This window comes from Streptomyces sp. NPDC037421 (genome assembly GCF_055602105.1).
The window spans coordinates 97,412-115,630 of sequence record NZ_JBVJWV010000009.1 but is presented as its reverse complement, the minus strand read 5'-3'; the positions used below and the strand labels follow the sequence as shown (position 1 = coordinate 115,630).

General features: G+C 73.9%; 16 protein-coding genes. 5 read left to right on the top strand and 11 right to left on the bottom strand.

Features of this window, described 5'->3' with window-relative positions; genetic code table 11:
* Positions 1 to 13 precede the first annotated feature (13 nt).
* The 3 genes from ACZ7IF_RS16045 (at position 14) to ACZ7IF_RS16035 (ending at position 3,543) form a co-directional block, all read left to right on the top strand.
* Positions 14 to 1,633, top strand: coding sequence for an AMP-binding protein (locus tag ACZ7IF_RS16045; protein WP_470970921.1), 1,620 nt, complete (start codon positions 14 to 16; stop codon positions 1,631 to 1,633).
* 4 nt (positions 1,634 to 1,637) lie between these two features.
* On the top strand, positions 1,638 to 2,444 hold the full coding sequence (locus tag ACZ7IF_RS16040; protein WP_470970916.1) for a PaaX family transcriptional regulator: 807 nt from the start codon (positions 1,638 to 1,640) through the stop codon (positions 2,442 to 2,444).
* A 259-nt stretch (positions 2,445 to 2,703) separates the two neighbouring features.
* A complete protein-coding gene (locus ACZ7IF_RS16035) occupies positions 2,704 to 3,543 on the top strand; it encodes a GNAT family N-acetyltransferase (protein WP_470970912.1) in 840 nt (279 codons plus the stop codon).
* A 1-nt stretch (position 3,544) separates the two neighbouring features.
* Here the strand turns inward: ACZ7IF_RS16035 and ACZ7IF_RS16030 are convergent, their stop codons facing one another.
* Complete coding sequence (locus ACZ7IF_RS16030) at positions 3,545 to 5,806, bottom strand: bifunctional salicylyl-CoA 5-hydroxylase/oxidoreductase (RefSeq protein WP_470970909.1); 2,262 nt, start codon at positions 5,804 to 5,806, stop codon at positions 3,545 to 3,547.
* A 4-nt stretch (positions 5,807 to 5,810) separates the two neighbouring features.
* The gene (locus ACZ7IF_RS16025; protein WP_470970904.1) at positions 5,811 to 6,638 is read right to left on the bottom strand and encodes an enoyl-CoA hydratase family protein; all 828 of its coding nucleotides are present in this window, start codon (positions 6,636 to 6,638) and stop codon (positions 5,811 to 5,813) included.
* Positions 6,639 to 6,846: 208 nt separating this feature from the next.
* Here ACZ7IF_RS16025 and ACZ7IF_RS16020 point away from each other — a divergent pair, with 208 nt between their 5' ends.
* On the top strand, positions 6,847 to 7,269 hold the full coding sequence (locus ACZ7IF_RS16020; RefSeq protein WP_470970900.1) for an ATP-binding protein: 423 nt from the start codon (positions 6,847 to 6,849) through the stop codon (positions 7,267 to 7,269).
* A 57-nt stretch (positions 7,270 to 7,326) separates the two neighbouring features.
* Here ACZ7IF_RS16020 and argF read toward each other — a convergent pair whose 3' ends face one another.
* The 7 genes from argF to ACZ7IF_RS15985 all read right to left on the bottom strand — a co-directional run bounded on the left by argF (position 7,327) and on the right by ACZ7IF_RS15985 (position 15,651).
* A complete protein-coding gene (gene argF / locus ACZ7IF_RS16015) occupies positions 7,327 to 8,337 on the bottom strand; it encodes an ornithine carbamoyltransferase (RefSeq protein ID WP_470970896.1) in 1,011 nt (336 codons plus the stop codon).
* A gap of 137 nt (positions 8,338 to 8,474) precedes the next feature.
* Positions 8,475 to 9,701 (bottom strand): arginine deiminase, encoded by a 1,227-nt coding sequence (locus ACZ7IF_RS16010; RefSeq protein ID WP_470970891.1) that lies wholly within the window; start codon positions 9,699 to 9,701, stop codon positions 8,475 to 8,477.
* 55 nt (positions 9,702 to 9,756) lie between these two features.
* Entirely contained in the window at positions 9,757 to 10,260 is a 504-nt protein-coding gene (locus tag ACZ7IF_RS16005; RefSeq protein ID WP_470970887.1) for a hypothetical protein, read from the bottom strand.
* Positions 10,261 to 10,422: 162 nt separating this feature from the next.
* The gene (locus ACZ7IF_RS16000) at positions 10,423 to 12,999 is read right to left on the bottom strand and encodes a polynucleotide kinase-phosphatase (protein WP_470970883.1); all 2,577 of its coding nucleotides are present in this window, start codon (positions 12,997 to 12,999) and stop codon (positions 10,423 to 10,425) included.
* Positions 12,996 to 14,492 carry a 3' terminal RNA ribose 2'-O-methyltransferase Hen1 gene (locus ACZ7IF_RS15995; protein ID WP_470970879.1) on the bottom strand — a complete coding sequence of 499 codons (1,497 nt, stop codon included), beginning with the start codon at positions 14,490 to 14,492 and terminating at the stop codon, positions 12,996 to 12,998. Before ACZ7IF_RS15995 ends, ACZ7IF_RS16000 begins: the two co-directional genes overlap by 4 nt.
* A gap of 52 nt (positions 14,493 to 14,544) precedes the next feature.
* A complete protein-coding gene (locus ACZ7IF_RS15990; RefSeq protein ID WP_470970875.1) occupies positions 14,545 to 15,291 on the bottom strand; it encodes a hypothetical protein in 747 nt (248 codons plus the stop codon).
* A gap of 129 nt (positions 15,292 to 15,420) precedes the next feature.
* Entirely contained in the window at positions 15,421 to 15,651 is a 231-nt protein-coding gene (locus ACZ7IF_RS15985; protein WP_401241913.1) for a hypothetical protein, read from the bottom strand.
* Between the two features lie 189 nt (positions 15,652 to 15,840).
* On the opposite strand from ACZ7IF_RS15985, the gene ACZ7IF_RS15980 reads away from it, so the two are divergent.
* A complete protein-coding gene (locus tag ACZ7IF_RS15980; RefSeq protein ID WP_470970872.1) occupies positions 15,841 to 16,293 on the top strand; it encodes a zinc ribbon domain-containing protein in 453 nt (150 codons plus the stop codon).
* Between the two features lie 33 nt (positions 16,294 to 16,326).
* On the opposite strand, the gene mmuM is transcribed toward ACZ7IF_RS15980, so the two are convergent.
* Positions 16,327 to 17,193 carry a homocysteine S-methyltransferase gene (gene mmuM / locus ACZ7IF_RS15975; protein WP_470970868.1) on the bottom strand — a complete coding sequence of 289 codons (867 nt, stop codon included), beginning with the start codon at positions 17,191 to 17,193 and terminating at the stop codon, positions 16,327 to 16,329.
* A gap of 11 nt (positions 17,194 to 17,204) precedes the next feature.
* Positions 17,205 to 18,131, bottom strand: coding sequence for an LLM class F420-dependent oxidoreductase (locus ACZ7IF_RS15970; RefSeq protein WP_470970864.1), 927 nt, complete (start codon positions 18,129 to 18,131; stop codon positions 17,205 to 17,207).
* Positions 18,132 to 18,219 lie beyond the last annotated feature (88 nt).

Sequence of the window (18,219 nt, the reverse complement as noted above, 5' to 3'; positions counted from 1 at the left end):
GGGCGTACCCGCCTTGGAGCTCAAGCCATCCGCTCACTCCGACACCTTTGCCCGCGACCACCTGCCGCCCGCCCACGCCTGGCCGCGGCTCCTCTTCGAGCTGCCCGAACTGGCCTACCCGGACCGGCTGAACTGCGGCACCGAACTGCTCGACGCCACCATCGAGCGCTTCGGCCCGGACCGGCCCGCCTTCCGCGACGGCGCCGGCGGGGTGTGGTCGTACGGGGAGCTCCGCGAGCGCGTCGACGCCCTCGCCCACGTCCTCACCATCGATCTCGGCGTCGTCCCCGGCAACCGGGTGCTGCTGCGCGGGCCCACCGGCCCCTGGCTCGCGGCCTGCTGGCTGGCGGTGATGAAGGCGGGTGCGGTGGCCGTCACCGTACTGGCCCAGCAGCGCGCCCAGGAGCTGGCCACGGTGTGCGCCATGGCCGAGGTACGGCACGCCCTGTGCCACGTCGACGCCCTCGACGACCTCGCCAAGGCCGAGGTGCCCGGACTGCGGATCACCCCCTACGGCGGCGCGGCCGGGGACGACCTGCTGCGGCTCGCCGAGGCGCACTCCGCGCCCTACCCGGCCGTCGGGACCTCCGCCGACGACGTCGCGCTCATCGCCTTCACCTCCGGGACCACCGGCCGGCCCAAAGGCTGCATGCACTTCCACCGCGACCTCCTCGCCGTCGCCGACACCTTCTCCCGCCGCGTCCTGCGGCCACGCCCCGACGACGTGTTCGCGGGCAGTCCGCCGCTCGGGTTCACCTTCGGCCTCGGCGGACTGGTCGTCTTCCCGCTGCGCGCCGGCGCCTGCGCGCTGCTGCTGGAGCAGGCCACGCCCCGGGTGCTGCTGCCCGCCCTCGCCGAGCACCGGGTCACGGTGCTGTTCACGGCGCCCACCGCGTACCGGTCGATGCTGGACACCCTGGGCCCGTACGACACGGGGGCCTACGACCTGTCGGCGCTGCGCCGCTGCGTCTCGGCCGGCGAGAACCTGCCCGCCGCGACCTGGCAGGCCTGGTACGAGCGCACCGGACTGCGGATCATCAACGGCATCGGGGCCACCGAGCTGCTGCACATCTTCATCTCCGCCGCCGACGAGGACATCCGCCCCGGTACCACCGGCCGGGTGGTACCCGGCTGGGAGGCGCGGGTGGTGGACCCCTCCGGGCGGCCCGTCGCCGACAACGAGCCGGGGCTGCTGGCGGTGCGCGGGCCGGTGGGCTGCCGCTACCTCGCCGACCCCCGGCAGGGCGAGTACGTCCGGGACGGCTGGAACCTGACCGGCGACACCTACGTCCGCGACCCCGACGGCTACTTCCGCTACGTCGCCCGCGCCGACGACATGATCATCTCCTCGGGCTACAACATCGCGGGCCCCGAGGTCGAGGAGGCCCTGCTGCGCCATCCGGACGTGGCGGAGGCCGCCGTCGTCGGCCGCCCGGACGAGCGGCGCGGGCAGATCGTGGTGGCGTACACCGTGCCGCGCGACGGGGCGGTGCTGACGGAGGAGGCCCTGCGGACCTTCATGAAGGGGGAGCTCGCCCCGCACAAGTGCCCGCGCTCCTTCGTCTTCCTGCCCGCGCTGCCGCGCACCCCCACCGGCAAGCTCCAGCGGTTCCGGCTGCGCGATCTAGAGTGAACCCGTGGTCGAGCAGCACACTCCGCGATCTCTGATCGTCACCTTCTACGGCGCCTACGGGCGGACCTTCGAGGGCGCCGTCCCGGTGTCCGCACTGGTCCGCCTGCTGGGCGCGGCCGGGGTCGACGCGCCCTCCGTCCGCTCTTCGGTGTCCCGGCTGAAGCGGCGCGGCTTCCTGGTGCCCGCGAAGGCCGCCGACGGTTCGGCCGGGTACGAGCCGTCCGAGGAGGCCCGGCTGCTGCTGGAGGACGGGGACCGGCGGATCTACGGAACAGTGCCGGTGTCCCCGGAGTGGCTGGTCGCCGTCTTCTCCGTCCCCGAGCAGGAGCGGAACAAGCGGCACCTGCTGCGCTCGCGCCTGGCCCGGCTGGGCTTCGGGGCGGTGGCACCGGGCGTGTGGATCGCCCCCGCCCAGCTGGCCGAGGAGACCGGACACACCCTGGAGCGGCTGCACCTGACCGGGTACGTGGAACTCTTCCGCGGCGCCCACACCGGTTTCGCCCCCACCGCCGAGGCGGTGGCCCGCTGGTGGGACCTGGCCGCGCTGGCCAAGCAGCACGAGGAGTTCCTCGACCGGCACGAACCGGTCCTCAGGGCTCTCCAGTCGGGCCCCGAGCCCACCCCCGAGGCCGCCTACCGGGCCTACCTGGCCGCCCTGGACACCTGGCGGCGGCTGCCCTACTCGGACCCGGGCCTGCCCCGCGAGCTGCTCCCGGCGGACTGGCCGGGCGACCGCTCCGCGGCCGTCTTCAGGGAGCTCCACACCCGGCTGCGCGATCCGGGCGCCCGCTTCGTGCGGCAGCGGCCGTAGCGGTGCGGGGCCGGTGCCCGGGCCGTACTCCGCCGGGGTGACGTGCGTGTGCGTGCCGTTCATGGTTGCTCCTCGTCCGATGGGTGTCGGCCTGCCCGGCCGGCTCCTGTTCGCATTTCCCAAGATCCCAGCGACCGGCGGCCCGTTCCTCCCCCGTGCGGGGATACGGTCTCCCCCGCGCGGGGGAGCGTGTGCCCGCCGGTGCGCGCCCGCCGGAAAACCCGGTGCGGCAGCTTCCAGGGGGCCGTCACGATGGGGCATGACATGGACCTTCAGCACTGATCTGGCGGCCTATCTGGCCGCCGCGCGCCCGGCCGTGGCCGCGCAGCCCGTCGTCAACACCTCCCTGCTGACCGTCACCGACGCCCTGGAGCGGCGGGGCCCGCGGGCCTTCGGCGACGGCGAACCCCTCTTCGGCTGGTGGACCGGCGCGGACGGGGCCGTCGACGGGACCCTGCTGCACACACCGCCGTTCCCGCTGCTGCTCGGCGCCGCGCCCCCCGAGGCGGTCCGGGCCCTGGCCGAGGCACTCGGCTCCGACCTGCTGCGCACCCGAGTCGGCGGGTTCAACGCCCGCCGCGCCGACGCGGAGACGCTGGCGGCGGCGTGGGGGACGCCGGCCCGCGTCGCCGAGGAGCTGCGCCTGTACCGGCTGGGCACCCTGGCCGCGCCCGACCCCGCCCCCGCGGGCCGGGCCCGGCCCGCCGCCGAGCCGGACCTGCCGCTGCTGCTGGAGTGGGTCGGGGCCTTCGACCGGGAGTGCGGCATCCCCGCCAGCCCCTCCGAGGCCTCCCTGCGCGACCGGATCTCGTACGGCGGGCTGCTGCTCTGGGAGCACGACGGCCGGCCGGTGTCACTGGCCGGCTTCTCCCGCCCGATCGGCGCCGTCTCCCGCGTCGGCCCCGTCTACACCCCGCCCGCCGACCGGGGCCGGGGCTACGCCGCCGGGGTGACGCACGCGACGAGCGGGGCCGCGTACGCCGCCGGGGCGGCCGAGGTGCTGCTCTTCACCGACCTGGCCAACCCCACCAGCAACGGCGTCTACCAGCGCCTCGGCTACACCCCGGTGGAGGACCGGGTCGTGCTGGAGGCGCTCTGAGCTACCCCTTGCCGGTCGGGGGCCTGCGGCTGCCCGCGCGGTACGGGGCGGGCCACGGGGCGCCGGGGCCCGCGTACCCCTGTTCGGCGGCCGCGTGCAGCGTCCAGTGCGGGTCGTACAGGTGCGGGCGGCCAAGCGCGCAGAGGTCGGCGCGGCCGGCCAGCAGCAGGGAGTTGACGTCGTCCCACGAGGAGATCGCGCCGACGGCGATGACGGGGACGCCGAGCGCGTTGCGGATCCGGTCGGCGTAGGGGGTCTGGTAGGAGCGCCCGTACTCCGGGGCCTCTTCGGCGACGACCTGTCCGGTGGAGACGTCGACGGCGTCGGCGCCGTGGGCGGCGAAGGCGGCCGCGATCCGTTCGGCCTCCTCGGGCGTGGTGCCGCCGGGGGCCCAGTCGGTGGCCGACAGGCGGACCGTCATCGGGCGGTCCCCGGGCCAGACCTCGCGGACGGCGTCGAAGACCTCCAGGGGGAAGCGGAGCCGGTTCTCCAGGGCGCCGCCGTAGGCGTCCTCGCGGTGGTTGGTGAGCGGGGAGAGGAACCCGGACAGCAGGTAGCCGTGCGCGCAGTGCAGTTCCAGCAGGTCGAAGCCGCAGTCGGCGGCCCGGACGGCGGCGGCCGCGAAGTCGGAGCGGATCGCGGCCAGGTCGGCGGCCTCCAGGGCGCGCGGGACGGCGGAGGTCCCGGCCTTGTAGGGCAGCGCGGAGGCGGCGACCAGGGGCCAGTTGCCGTCCGGGAGCGGTTCGTCCATGCCCTCCCACATCAGCCGGGTGGAGCCCTTGCGGCCGGAGTGGCCGAGCTGGACGCCGAGGGCCGTACCGGGCGCGGAGGCGTGGACGAAGTCGGCGATCCGCTTCCAGGCGGCCGCCTGCTCCGCGGTCCACAGGCCGGCGCAGCCGGGGGTGATGCGGCCTTCGGCGCTGACGCAGACCATCTCCGTCATGACCAGCCCGGCTCCGCCGAGGGCCCGCCCGCCCAGGTGCACGAGGTGGAAGTCGCCGGGCACGCCCTCCCGGGCCGAGTACGTGTCCATCGGCGAGACCACGACGCGGTTGCGCAGGGTGAGCCCCCGCAGGGTGAACGGGGTGAACATCGGCGGGGTTTCCGCGCCGTCGGCGTCGTCGGGGCAGCCGAAGTCGCGTTCCACCGCCCGGGTGAACCGTTCGTCGCGCAGCCGCAGGTTGTCGTGGGTGACGCGGCGGCTGCGGGTGAGCAGGTTGAAGGCGAACTGCCGGGCGGGCTGGTCCACGTACCCGGCGAGGTCCTCGAACCAGCGCATGCTGGCGGCGGCGGCGCGCTGGGTGCTGGCCACGGCCGGGCGCCGCTCCTCCTCGTAGGCGGCGAGGGCTGAGGGGACGTCGGGCAGCCGGTCGAGGGCTTCGGCGAGGGCGAGGGCGTCCTCGACGGCGAGCTTCGTGCCGGAGCCGATGGAGAAGTGGGCGGTGTGCGCGGCGTCGCCGAGCAGCACCACGTTGCCGTGCGACCAGTGCTCGTTGACGACGGTGCGGAAGCGGGTCCACGCCGAGCGGTTGCCGCGCAGCGGCCGGCCGTGCAGGGCCTCGGCGAAGGTCTTGGCGCAGCGGGATGCCGATTCGGCCTCGTCGCACAGGTCGAGGCCGGCCGCCCGCCACACCTCCTCCCGCATCTCCACGATGACGGTGGAGGATTCGGGCGCGTACGGGTAGCCGTGCAGCTGCATGACCCCGTGCTCGGTCTCGGCGATCTCGAAGCGGAAGGAGTCGAAGGCGAAGTCGGCGGCGAGCCAGACGTACCGGCAGCGTCCGGGGGTCTCGGTCGGCCGGAAGCGGGCGGCGCCGCGCGCGCGGGTGGCGCTGTGCACCCCGTCCGCGGCGACCACCAGGTCGTACGCGCCGGCCAGTGCGAAGGCGTCGGGGGCCTCGGCGCGGAAGCGCAGGCGTACGCCGAGGCCGGCGCAGCGTTCGTGGAGGATCTCCAGGAGCCGGCGGCGGCCGAGGGCGGCGAAGCCGTGGCCGCCGGAGGTCAGCAGCCGGCCCCGGTGCACGACGTCCACGTCGTCCCAGCGGACGAACTCGGCGGCGAGGGCGGCGTGGACGACGGTGTCGGCGCGTTCGATGCCGCCGAGGGTCTCGTCCGAGAGCACCACGCCGAAGCCGAAGGTGTCGTCGGGGGCGTTCCGTTCCCAGAGCTCCACCACGTGCCCCCGGCGGGCCAGCAGCGCGGCGGTGTAGAGCCCGCCGGGGCCGCCGCCGACGACGGCGACCCTCATGGTGCTCGCGGACATGCGGCTACCTGCCCTTCCACTCCGGGGGCCGCTTCGCGGTGAAGGCGGCGTGGAACTCCGCGTAGTCCTGGCCGTTCATCAGCAGTGCCTGGGTGTTGGCGTCGAGTTCCACCGAGGCGGCCAGCGGCATGTCCAGCTCGGCGGTGAGCAGGGCCTTGGTCTGGGCGTGGGCGAGGGCCGGTCCGGCGGCGAGGCGGGCGGCGAGTTCGGCGGCACGGGCGTCGGCCTTGCCCTCGTCGACGAGTTCGCTGAGCAGGCCGATCCGCTCGGCCTCGGCGGCGCGTACGGGCTCTCCGAGCATCAGCAGCCGGGTGGCGTGGCCGAGGCCGACGACCCGGGGCAGCAGGTACGCGGCGCCCATGTCGCCGCCGGAGAGGCCGACGCGGGTGAAGAGGAAGGCGAAGCGGGCGGAGGGGTCGGCGATCCGGAAGTCGGCGGCGAGGGCGAGCACGGCCCCGGCTCCGGCGGCCACGCCGTGCACGGCGGCGATCACCGGGAAGGGGCATTCGCGGATGGCGCGGACCACCTGGCCGGTCATCCGGTTGAAGTCGAGGAGCTGGGCGGTGTCCATGGCGAGGGTGGCGCCGATGATCTCGTCCACGTCCCCGCCGGAGCAGAAGCCTCGGCCCTCGCCGGCGAGGACGAGGGCGCGCACGGAGCGGGTGCGGGACAGTTCGGCGAGCAGATCGCGCAGGTCGGCGTAGGCGCCGAAGGTGAGCGCGTTCAGCTTCTCGGGGCGGTCGAGGGTGACGGTGGCCACGCCGTCCTGCCGGGTCACCCGCAGGTGGCGCCACCGTTCGGTCGCTGGTGTGGAACCGGTGAAGGGGCTCACACTGCGAAGCTATCACCGAATCGTGACCACCGTCAGAGAAACGCGACAAGTGGCCCCGACGGCGGCACACGGGACGAAGGTCCCCGGCCGCCCCCGCCCTGGTCCCCCGGCGGTGCGCCGGGGTGCCCTACGGAGGCTCCGGCCGGGTCCGTATCGTTGAATTCAGGACTTCCCCCGCGCCCCACCCTCACGGAAGGACGGACCCGCCGTGCACGACGCCTCCGCCTGGCGGATCGCCCTCCCGCACACGACCGCCGCCGTACCCATGGCCCGCGCCCTGATCCGCACCGCGCTCACCGACCCCGAACGGTGCCCCGACAGCGACACGGCGGAGCTGCTGACCGCCGAGCTGGTGGCCAACGCCGTGGAGCACACCGCCGGGGGCGCCCCGATCGAGCTGGTCGTGGAGCTGCGGGCGAACGGCTGCCAGGTGGAGGTGCACGACGGCGATCCGCAGCCGCCGGGCGACCTCACCGCCGGCCGGCCCGGCCCGCTCCCCGACCCGTGGCAGGAGGGCGGCCGCGGACTGCTGCTGATCCGGGCCCTCAGCTCGGCCTGCGGGCACCGGCCCACCCCGCGCGGCAAGGCCGTCTGGTTCACCCTGCCGAGCCGGGCGACGGCGACCGCCTGACCGCCCGGCCCCTCGCCGCCGGAGCCCGCATGACTATGCGGCCGACCGTGCGGACGACTACGCGGCGGGCTCGGCGAGCGTCGCGACGAGGACGGCCTTGATGGTGTGCAGCCGGTTCTCGGCCTCGTCGAAGACGACGGAGTGCGCGGACTCGAACACCTCGTCCGTGACCTCCAGCGAGTCCAGGCCGTGCCGCGCGTGGACCTCCTGGGCCACCTTGGTGCCCAGGTCGTGATAGGCGGGCAGGCAGTGCAGGAACTTCACGTCCGGGTTCCCGGTCGCGCGCAGCACGTCCATGGTGACGGCGTAGGGGGCCAGGGCCCCGATCCGCTCGTCCCAGACCTCCTTGGGCTCGCCCATCGAGACCCAGACGTCCGTGGCCACGAAGTCGGCCTGCGCCACGCCCTCCGCGACCTCCTCGGTCAGGGTGATCCGGGCGCCGCTGGCCGCGGCGAGCTCGCGGGCCCGCGCCACGACGGCCTCGGCCGGCCAGTACGGCTTCGGCGCGACGATGCGCACGTCCATGCCCAGCAGGGCGCCGGTCACCAGGTACGAGTTGCCCATGTTGAAGCGGGCGTCGCCCAGGTAGGCGAAGGAGATCCGCTCCAGCGGCTTGGCGCTGTGCTCGGTCATGGTGAGCACGTCGGCCAGCATCTGGGTGGGGTGCCAGTCGTCGGTGAGGCCGTTGAAGACGGGCACGCCGGAGTGGGCGGCCAGCTCCTCCACGGCCTGCTGGCTGTCACCCCGGTACTCGATGCCGTCGAACATCCGGCCGAGCACCCGCGCCGTGTCCCGGACGGACTCCTTGTGGCCGATCTGGGAGCCGGAGGGGTCGAGGTAGACGGTGTGGGCGCCCTGGTCGGCGGCGGCGACCTCGAAGGCGCAGCGGGTGCGGGTGGAGGTCTTCTCGAAGATCAGCGCGAGGTTCTTCCCCTGGAGCCGGCGCTGCTCGGTCCCGGCCTTCTTGGCCGCCTTGAGTTCGGCTGCGAGCTCGACCAGGCCGCGGAACTCGGCGGCGGTGAAGTCGAGCTCCTTGAGGAAACTGCGACCGGAGAGGTCGGTGGCCATGGGGACGCTCCAGAGTGGCGCTGACAGAGGATGATGGAAGTCTATACGATGCTCTGCATTGATATACGGAACAGTGGATCACATCACATGGTCCGTCACATGGTGACCGTCACGCGGCGTCCGTCACACCGCGTCCGTCACACCGCGTCCCGCTCCACGGGGCAGCTCATGCAGCGCGGACCGCCCCGGCCGCGCCCCAGCTCGCTGCCGGGGATCTCGATCACCTCGATGCCCTCCTTGCGCAGGTGGGTGTTGGTGGTGACGTTCCGCTCGTAGGCGACGACCACTCCCGGCTCCACGGCCAGCACGTTGCACCCGTCGTCCCACTGCTCGCGCTCCGCCGAGTGCACGTCCTGCGTGGCGGTGAGCACCCGCACCTTGTCCAGGCCGAGCGCCGCCGCGATCGCCCGGTGCATGTGCTCCGGCGGGTGGTCGCTCACCCGCAGCTCGCTCGCCCCCTCGCCCGGCCGGATCGTGTAGGAGCGCAGCATGCCGAGCCCGGCGTACTGAGTGAACGTATCTGCGTCCACCATCGTCATCACCGTGTCCAGGTGCATGAAGGCCCGCCGCTTGGGCATGTCCAGGGCCACGATGACGGATGCCGAGCCGGCCGCGAACAGGCCCCGGGCCAGCATCTCCACCGCCTGCGGGGTGGTCCGCTCGCTCATCCCGATCAGTACGGCGCCGTTGCCGATGACCAGGACGTCCCCGCCCTCGATGGTCGAGGGGTAGTCGACCTGCCCCTGCGACCAGTAGTGGAAGGGGCCCGCGCCGGTGAACAGCGGGTGGTGCCGGTAGATCGCCTCGAAGTGCACGGTCTCGCGCTGGCGGGCGGGCCAGCGCATGGCGTTGACGGACACCCCGTCGTAGATCCACGCGGAGGTGTCGCGGGTGAAGAGGTGGTTGGGCAGCGGCCCCAGCAGGAAGCCGTCCATGTCGAGGGCGTGGAACCGCACCGAGACCGGCTCGGCGTGCCGCTCCAGGAACTCCCGCTTGGTCATGCCGCCCACCAGGGCCTCCGCGAGGGCGGCGGAGGGCAGCCCGTCGAAGACCGCGCGCAGGTGGTCGGTGGCGAGCGGGCCGTACTCCTTCTCGTCGAAGACCCGGTCCAGTACGAGGTGGCGGGCCTCGGGGACCTCGAGGACCTCGCGGAGCAGGTCACCGAAGAGGTGGACGGCGACACCGCGGTCGCGGAGCACGTCCGCGAAACCGTCGTGCTCCTGGCGGGCCCGGCGCACCCACAGCACGTCGTCGAAGAGCAGGGCGTCCTTGTTGCTTGGTGTGAGCCGCTTCAGCTCCAGGTCGGGCCGGTGGAGGATGACGCGGCGCAGCCGCCCGGTCTCGGAGTCGACGTGGAATCCCATGCCGTACACATTCCCAGACCGGACGGCCTTTTGACCTCGCGTCGGCCGTCCCCGGTCAGCGCAGGCCGAGAAGTGCCGTCGGGGTGCCGATGACCTCCGGGGCGGCCAGGCCCAGCTTGGGGACGGCCAGGTTCGGGACGCCCGAGTTGCTCGCGTCCGGCATCGTCAGCGGGGCCCTGAGGACCGCACCGGGGGTGCGGGTGAGCAGGGTGGTGGCCGGGGACTCCAGGGAGCCCTCGCCGTCCGTCTCCGGCTCGCCCATCACGTTGGGCACCGGGGTGGTGAGACGGGTGGCCCCGAGGTCGGCGGCGATCGGGACCACCGGGAGCAGTGGGGTCGGCAGCAGGTCGCCCTGGTGGAACCGGGGCGCCTCCGGGGAGCCGACGAGCGGCACCGGGACCCCGGTGGCCAGGTTCGGGGCCGGCACGCCCAGCGTGGTCTCCACCGCCTCCAGCGGGACACCCACCGGGACCGAGTCGGCCACGGCCGGGGAGGCCGCGCCGGCCGCGGCCATACAGGTCATGAGCGCCGCAATGCTTCCGCGCGCGGTCATCTTCATAGGTGACGTTCCGTCCTTCCTGGGTCGCGGACACTCCGCTGCCCTGGATGAACGATCCCGCCGCCGCTTTCCCGGGGCTTCCGCGGGAAAGTTCCCCCATACGACCTAATTCGAGGCCGTACGGGGGCTGCCGCTTTACCCCGCACCTTTACCCGTGGGCGCTCACAGGCGCGGGTCGACCGGCTCCGACTCCAGGGCGAGCACCGCGAACACCGGCTCGTGCACCCGCCACAGCGGCTCCCCCGCCGCCAGCCGGTCCAGCGCCTCCAGACCGAGCGCGTACTCGCGCAGCGCGAGCGAGCGCTTGTGCCCCGGGAACCTCTGGCGCAGCCGCTCCAGCTGCTCCGGACGCGCGTACTCCGGACCGTAGATGATCCTCAGGTACTCGCGCCCGCGGACCTTCAGCCCGGGCTGGACCAGCCGGCCCCTGCCGTCCCGGGCGTACGCCTGGAGCGGCTTGACGACCATGCCCTCGCCCCCGGCGGCGGTCAGCTCCAGCCACCACTCGGTGCCCGCGCGGACGGACTCCTCGTCACCGGTGTCCACGTACACCCGGCGGGTCCGGCGCAGCAGGGGCGCGTCCGTGCCCTCGTCGGCGTCCGCGAGCCGGTCCAGCCAGGCGAGCTGCTCGTCGTGCGGTACGGCCGCCAGGGACCGGCCGGCCGCCGCGAGCAGCTGGAACGGCGCGAAACGTACGCCGTCCAGCCCGTCGGTGCTCCAGCAGTAGCGCCGGTACGCCTCGGTGAAGGCGGCGGCGTCGGCGGCCCGCCCGCGCTGGCGCTCCAGCAGCGCGCCGGTGTCCACGCCCCTGGCCGCGGCCGCCTCCAGGGCGGCGACGGCGTCCGGGAGGACGGCGCGGGAGGCGGCGCCCACGGCCGCGTACTGGTTGCGGAGCAGGCCCGTGGACTTCAGGGACCAGGGCAGCAGCTCCCCGTCGAACAGCAGCCAGTCCGTGCCGAGTTCCTCCCACAGGCCCGCACCGTCGACCGCCGCGCGCAGCCGGGCGAGGAACTCCTCGGTGACCCGCGGGTCCGGGAAGAAGGGCCGGCCGGTGCGGGTGTAGAGGGAGCCGGTGGGGCCGCCCTCGACCCCGAACCGCTCGCGGGCCGCGTCGGCGTCCCGGCACAGCAGGACGGTGGCGCGGGAGCCCATGTGCTTCTCCTCGCACACCACCCGGGCGATGCCGTCGGCCCGGTACTGGGCGAAGGCCTCGGCGGGGTGCTCCAGGTGGCCCTCCTCCCGGGAGGTGGCCGTCGGCGCCATGGTCGGCGGCAGGTACGGCACCAGCCGGGGGTCCACCGCGAAGCGGCTCATGACCTCCAGGGCGGCGGCCGCGTTCTCCTCGCGGACGCCGACGTTGCCCAGGTGACGGGTCTCCACGACCCGGCGGCCGTGGACGTCGGCCAGGTCGAGCGGGCGCCCCTCGTGGCCTCCCGGCACATCGGCGGCGAGCGGCTTGACCGGCTCGTACCAGACCTTCTCGGCCGGTACGTCGACCAGTTCGCGCTCGGGCCAGCGCAGGGCGGTCATCCGGCCGCCGAAGACGGCGCCGGTGTCGAGGCAGATGGTGTTGTTGATCCAGGTGGTGTCCGGGACGGGGGTGTGGCCGTAGACCACGACCGCCTTGCCGCGGTAGTCCTCGGCCCACGGGTAGCGTACGGGCAGGCCGAACTCGTCGGTCTCGCCCGTGGTCTCTCCGTACAGGGCGTGCGAGCGGACCCGGCCGGAGGTGCGGCCGTGGTACTTCTCGGGCAGTCCGGCGTGGCAGACGACCAGCTTGCCGCCGTCGAGGACGTAGTGGCTGACCAGGCCGGCGATGAACTCCCTGACCTCCTTGACGAACTCCTCGCTCTCACGCGAGAGCTGCTCGACGGTCTCGGCGAGGCCGTGGGTCTGCTGGACCTTGGAGCCCTTGAGGTAACGCCCGAGCTTGTTCTCGTGGTTCCCGGGCACGCACAGGGCGTTGCCCGACTTGACCATGCCCATGACCCGGCGCAGCACGCCGGGGCTGTCGGGGCCGCGGTCGACGAGGTCGCCCACGAAGACGGCGGTGCGGCCCGCGGGGTGGACCCCGTCCTCGTAGCCGAGCTTGGCGAGCAGGGTCTCCAGCTCGGAGGAGCAGCCGTGGATGTCGCCGATGATGTCGAAGGGGCCGGTGAGGTGGGTGAGGTCGTTGAAGCGCTTCTCCAGGACCACTTCGGCGGAGTCGGCCTCCTCCACCGTGCGCAGGACGTGGACCTTGCGGAAGCCCTCGCGTTCCAGGCCGCGCAGGGAGCGGCGCAGCTCGGAGCGGTGGCGCTGGATGACGCGGCGCGGCAGTCCGGCCCGGTCGGGGCGGGATGCGTTGCGCTCGGCACAGACCGACTCGGGCATGTCGAGGACGATCGCGATGGGCAGGACGTCGTGCTCGCGGGCCAGGCGGACGAGCTCGCGGCGGGACTCCTGCTGGACGCTGGTGGCGTCCACGACGGTGAGCCGTCCGGCGGCCAGGCGCTTGCCGGCGATGTAGTGGAGCACCTCGAAGGCGTCCTTGCTGGCGCTCTGGTCGTTCTCGTCGTCGGCGACCAGGCCCCGGCAGTAGTCGGAGGAGAGGATCTCGGTGGGCTTGAAGTGCTTGCGGGCGAAGGTGGACTTGCCCGATCCGGTGGCGCCGATGAGGACGACGAGGGACAGGTCGGTGACGGGGAGCACGCGGTGGGTCGCGCGGCCGGTCGTGCGGTCGGTGGTGGGGGTGCTCATGCTGCCTCGCCCTCCTTCGGGGTCTCGGTGGCGACGGTGAAGACGGCCATCTGGGTCGGGGCTCCGACCTCGGGGTCCTCGTCGCCGACGGGTACGTGGGCGACGGTGTAGCCGTGCCGGGCGGCGACACCGGCGGCCCAGGCGCGGAACTCCTCGCGGGTCCACTCGAAGCGGTGGTCGCGGTGGCGGACGTGTCCGGCGGGCAGGGACTCCCAGCGGACGTTGTACTCGACGTTCGGGGTGGTCACGAGGACGGTGCGGGGGCGGGCCGCGGCGAAGACGGCGTACTCCAGCGCGGGCAGCCGGGGCAGGTCGAGGTGCTCGATGACCTCGCTGAGCACGGCCGCGTCGTAGCCGGCCAGCCGCTTGTCGGTGTAGGCGAGCGAGCCCTGGACCAGCCGGACGCGGGAGCTCTGGCGCTCCCCCATCCGCTCCAGCCGCAGCCGCCGGGCGGCCGTGGTCAGCGCCCGCACGGACACGTCGACGCCGACGATCTCGGTGTACGCCGGGTCCTTGAGGAGTGCCTGTACCAGCTGTCCCTGGCCGCAGCCGAGGTCGAGCACCCGCTGGGCGCCGGCCTCGCGCAGTGCGCCCAGGATCGCGTCACGCCGGCGCACGGCGAGCGGAACGGACCGCTCCAGGGTGTCGGGGGTCTCGTCGGCGCCGTCCGCCGCACCGTCGCCCTCGACGGCGTTGTCGAGCTCCTCGGCCTCGCTCCCGTCGGCCTCGGCCAGCCGGGCCAGCTCCAGGCGTTCCATGGCGTTCTGGGTGAGCCGCTTGTGGCGGGCCAGGTAGCGGGCGGTGATCAGCGCGTGCTCGGGGTGCGCGGCCAGCCAGCCGTCCCCGGCGCGCAGCAGCTTGTCGACCTCGTCGGGGGCGATCCAGTAGTGCTTGGCGTCGTCGAGCACGGGCAGCAGTACGTACAGCTGGCGCAGGGCGTCCTCCAGCCTGAGCCCGCCCTCCAGCACGAGCCGCACGTAGCGGCTGTCGCCCCACTCCGGGAACCTCTCGTCCAGCGCGATCGGCACGCTCTCCACCCGGTCCCAGCCCAGCGGGCCGAACAGGCGGCGCACCAGCTCCGGTCCGCCCCGGGCGGGCAGCACCGGGATCTCGATCCGCAGCGGCCGCGGCCGGCCCGGCAGTTCGGGGCGCAGGGCGCACTGGCCCTTGAGGGCGGTGCGGAAGACCCCGCTGAGCGCGACGGCGAGCAGCGAGGAGGCCGCGTACGGGCGGTCGTTGACGTACTGGGCGAGGGCGGCGTCGGGTGCCCCGCCCCGCCCCTTGCCCTGGCCGCGCCGGACGAGCGCGACGGGGTCCACCTCGAGCAGCAGCGCCGCCGTGCACCGTTCGGCCGTGGCCTCGGGGTAGAACACGTGGGCGGTGCCGTGCGAGGTGGAGAACGCCTGCGCCTTCCCGGGATGCTTGTGCAGCAGAAATCCCAGGTCAGTAGCCGGATTCTCCGTCGTGCCGGTGGTGCTGATCGTCAGGAACATGCGTTCAAGCATGACCCGGGCACCGCGTTCCGGGCGAACGGATTTCCGGTGGTCAGTCGTCGGACGGGTCGGGTTCCCGGGTGCAGATGTGGCCGGACGGGCAGGCGGAGCAGCCCTTGACGGCGGCGAGCTCGGCGACGGCCTCGAAGAGCTCGCGGGCCCGGTCGGCGGATCCGATGCCCTCGTGCCCGGCGAACTCCTCCGGGTCGGGCTCGGTGCCCTCGGCCATGTGGGACCTGATGAAGGCCAGGGCCGCGAACTCGTCGGGGGCGATGTCGCCGGGGTGGGCGGGGACGCAGACCTTCGGGACGAGCGTGTCCTCCGGGGAGTCGGCGAACACCCAGGGCTCGCCCGGGCGTTCGGGGCGCCGGGTGACGATCCGCAGGAGGGTGGCGGGCGTCTCGGTGTCGACGAGGACGCCCCCGTAGGCGTGCAGTTCGTGCAGGCTCCTGCGGACCTGGTCGCCGGCCGGGTCGGCGCCGAGCATCTCCGCGGCCGCGGCGACCGGCAGCGGCGCCACCATGTCGCCCTGGCGCAGCAGGATGGTGCCCTCGTCGATGGCGACGTCGAGGTGCACGGCCTGGACGGGGATGCGGCCCGGGTAGAAGGCGCGCAGGCGCCCGAGGCGCCGTACGAGGTCGGCGGCGTCCGGGGTCAGGCGCGGGTCGTCGGCGGCGCCGGCGCCGGCGGACTTCGGGTCGACCCCGATCCACTCGTCGTAGCCGGGGGGCTGCAGCTGCTGGAGCGTGTAGGCCGCCTGGCGGCTGCGCCCCGGCTTGTTGGGCTTCCTGCGTCCCATGGGGGTTCCTCTCGCCCGTTGGGGGTGTCGGACCCTGAACAACGAGCGGGCCGGGCCGAGGTACGGCGGCCGCACCGCCCCGGCGGGTGATCCGGCCGGCGTCGCGCGAGGGCCGCCACGGGGGTCATGTCAGCGCTGCTTGGGGATGTTCAGCGGGCGGCCGATGTGCCAGTGCGGTTCGGTGCCGCTGTACGGGCACAGGTAGGCGATCCGCTCGTGCTGCCACGGCTGGATCCGGTTCATCTCGCTCGCGGCGTGTTCCGCCGCGGCCTCGTTCGCGAACTGCTTCTTCTCCCCGCACGCCCTGGAGCGGGTGATGCGGCGCCTGGCGGCGGCGCCCGTCCTGCTGGTGCGCTTCATCGGGACTCCTTCGTGGATACCCCACCTTCATGGCTTCGGCCTTCAGGGGGGTGGTGGCGGGGAGAAGTGCAATGCCTGCGGAGCAGGCCAGGGGAAACCGGATCGCCCCTGGGGGATTCGCAGTTCGGACAGCTCGACTGCCTCGACGACGTCTCCTCCGGGCCGCTCCGGCGCCCGGCCGTGCGCACCATGGCCGAGAACCGGAACCCGGCACGCGCCATCGGCGACGCGGCTCGGGCCGAGTTCCGGAGCGTGCCGGAGTGCGAAGCCGCCTGGTACGGGCGGACGGTGGCCGCTGTCGACCGCTCCTTCCCGTCCTCCGGGCCGTGCTCCCACGGCGGCGCTCTCGCCGGAAGGGTGCTGAACGTCCGCGAGTGGACGTGCCGAAGCCGCGGGACGACCCGCGACCGGGACGTCAACGCGGCGGAGAACCTTCTGGCCGCCGGACCGGCGGTGACAGCCTGTGGAGCTGGCGTAGGACCTCAACGGAGAACTCCGGGCGGGCGGTCGGCGACGAAGCAGGAAACCCCACGGCGCGAGCCGTGGGAATCCCCCTCGTTCGCGAGGGGAGGAAGTCAACTGTCCTGCCCATCCCAGCAAGCAGGGAGCCGACCCCAAAAGACAGTTCACCCGATCGAGTGATAGTCGGCCGCGCACCCTTGCCTTCGCCCCGCATCAGGCCAGGCGCGGCCCCAGGGCGGCGATGCGGTCCGGCCCGATGCGGCAGCAGCCGCCGATGAGCCGGGCGCCGGCCGTGCGCCAGGCCTCCACGGGCCAGGGGGCGGGGGCGGCGGGGGCGTTCCAGCTCCCGGTGGCGGCGTCCCAGACGGAGCCGTCGTTCGGGTAGGCCACCAGCGGCTTGGCCGTGACGGAGGCGGCGGCCGCCAGGGCGGGCAGCACGTCGGCGGGATCACAGCAGTTGACGCCGACCGCGATCACCTCGGGGGCGGCGGCCGCCAGGGCGAACGCCTCGGTGAGGGGCTGGCCGGCCCGGGTGCGGCCGCCCGCGACCGTGTACGTGAGCCAGGCGCGGGCCCCCGTACCGGCCAGCACCCGCAGCAGGGCCTCGGCCTCCAGGGCGTCCGGGACGGTCTCCAGCGCCAGGACGTCGGGGCCGGCCGCCAGCAGCGCCCCGATCCGGGGCCGGTGGAAGGCGGCCAGCTCCGCCACGGTGAGCCCGTACCGGCCGCGGTACTCGGAGCCGTCGGCCAGGACCGCCCCGTACGGGCCCACCGAGGCGGCCACCCAGACCTCCCGCGCGGCGGCCCGCGCGGCGTCGCCGGCCACCCGCACGCTCCGCTCCAGCAGGGCGGGCTCGTGGCCGACCTGGTAGCTCGCGGTGATCAGCACCTCGGCGCCGGCCCGGACGTACGCCGTGTGGGCGGCCTCCACCTGGCCGGGGCGCTCGGCGAGCACCCGGCCCGTCCACATCCCCCCGGACAGGTCGCAGCCCTGGTCGGCGAGCTGGTTGCTCAGCCCGCCGTCCAGGAGTACGGCCCTGCGGGCCAGGGCTTCGGCGAGCGGGCCGGTCGCACGGGGCACGGTCCGCGGTCCTACCGGCCGAGCTGGGACAGGACGCGGGCGGAGATCAGCTCCAGGTGGTCCAGGTCGTCGAGGTCGAGGACCTGGAGGTAGACGCGCGAGGAGCCGATGGCGGAGTAGGTGCCGAGCTTCTCCACGACCTCGTCCGGAGATCCGGCCAGGCCGTTGGCCTTCAGCTCGTCCACTTCGCGGCCGATGGCGGCGGCCCGGCGGGCGACCTCGGCGTCGTCCTTGCCCACGCACACCACCAGGGCGTTGGAGTAGACGAGTTCGTCCGCCTTGCGCCCGGCCTCGGCGGCGGCCTCGCGGACCCGGGCGAACTGGCGCCGGCTGTCCTCCACGGAGGCGAACGGCATGTTGAACTCGTCCGCGTACCGGGCGGCGAGGCGCGGGGTGCGCCGCGCGCCGTGCCCGCCGATGAGGACGGGCACCTTGGCCTGGGCCGGCTTGGGGAGCGCCGGGGAGTTCTCCACCTGGTAGTGGACGCCCCGGTAGTCGAAGGAGGCGCCGGGCTCGGTGGCCCACAGCCCGGTGACGATGGCGAGCTGCTCCTCCAGCCGGGCCATCCGCTCCGCCGGGAAGGGGATCCCGTACGCCTTGTGCTCCTCCTCGAACCAGCCCGCTCCCAGGCCGAGTTCCACCCGGCCGCCGGACATCTGGTCGACCTGCGCCACCTGGATCGCGAGGACGCCGGGCAGCCGGAAGGTACCGGCCGTCATCAGCGTGCCCAGCCGGATCCGCTTCGTCTCGCGGGCCAGGCCCGCGAGGGTGATCCAGGCGTCCGTGGGACCCGGCAGGCCGTCGACGGAGCCCATCCGCAGGTAGTGGTCCGAGCGGAAGAACGCGTCGAAGCCCAGGTCCTCGGTGGCCTTGGCGACGGTCAGGAGGGTGTCGTAACTCGCACCCTGCTGCGGTTCGGTGAAAATGCGAAGATCCATGCTCTCCATCCTGCCCTCCCCACCCCTGCCGGGTGAATCTGCGTCAACCGGAAGGTCCACCGCCCGCCCCGCCAGTGACCAGCGCCGA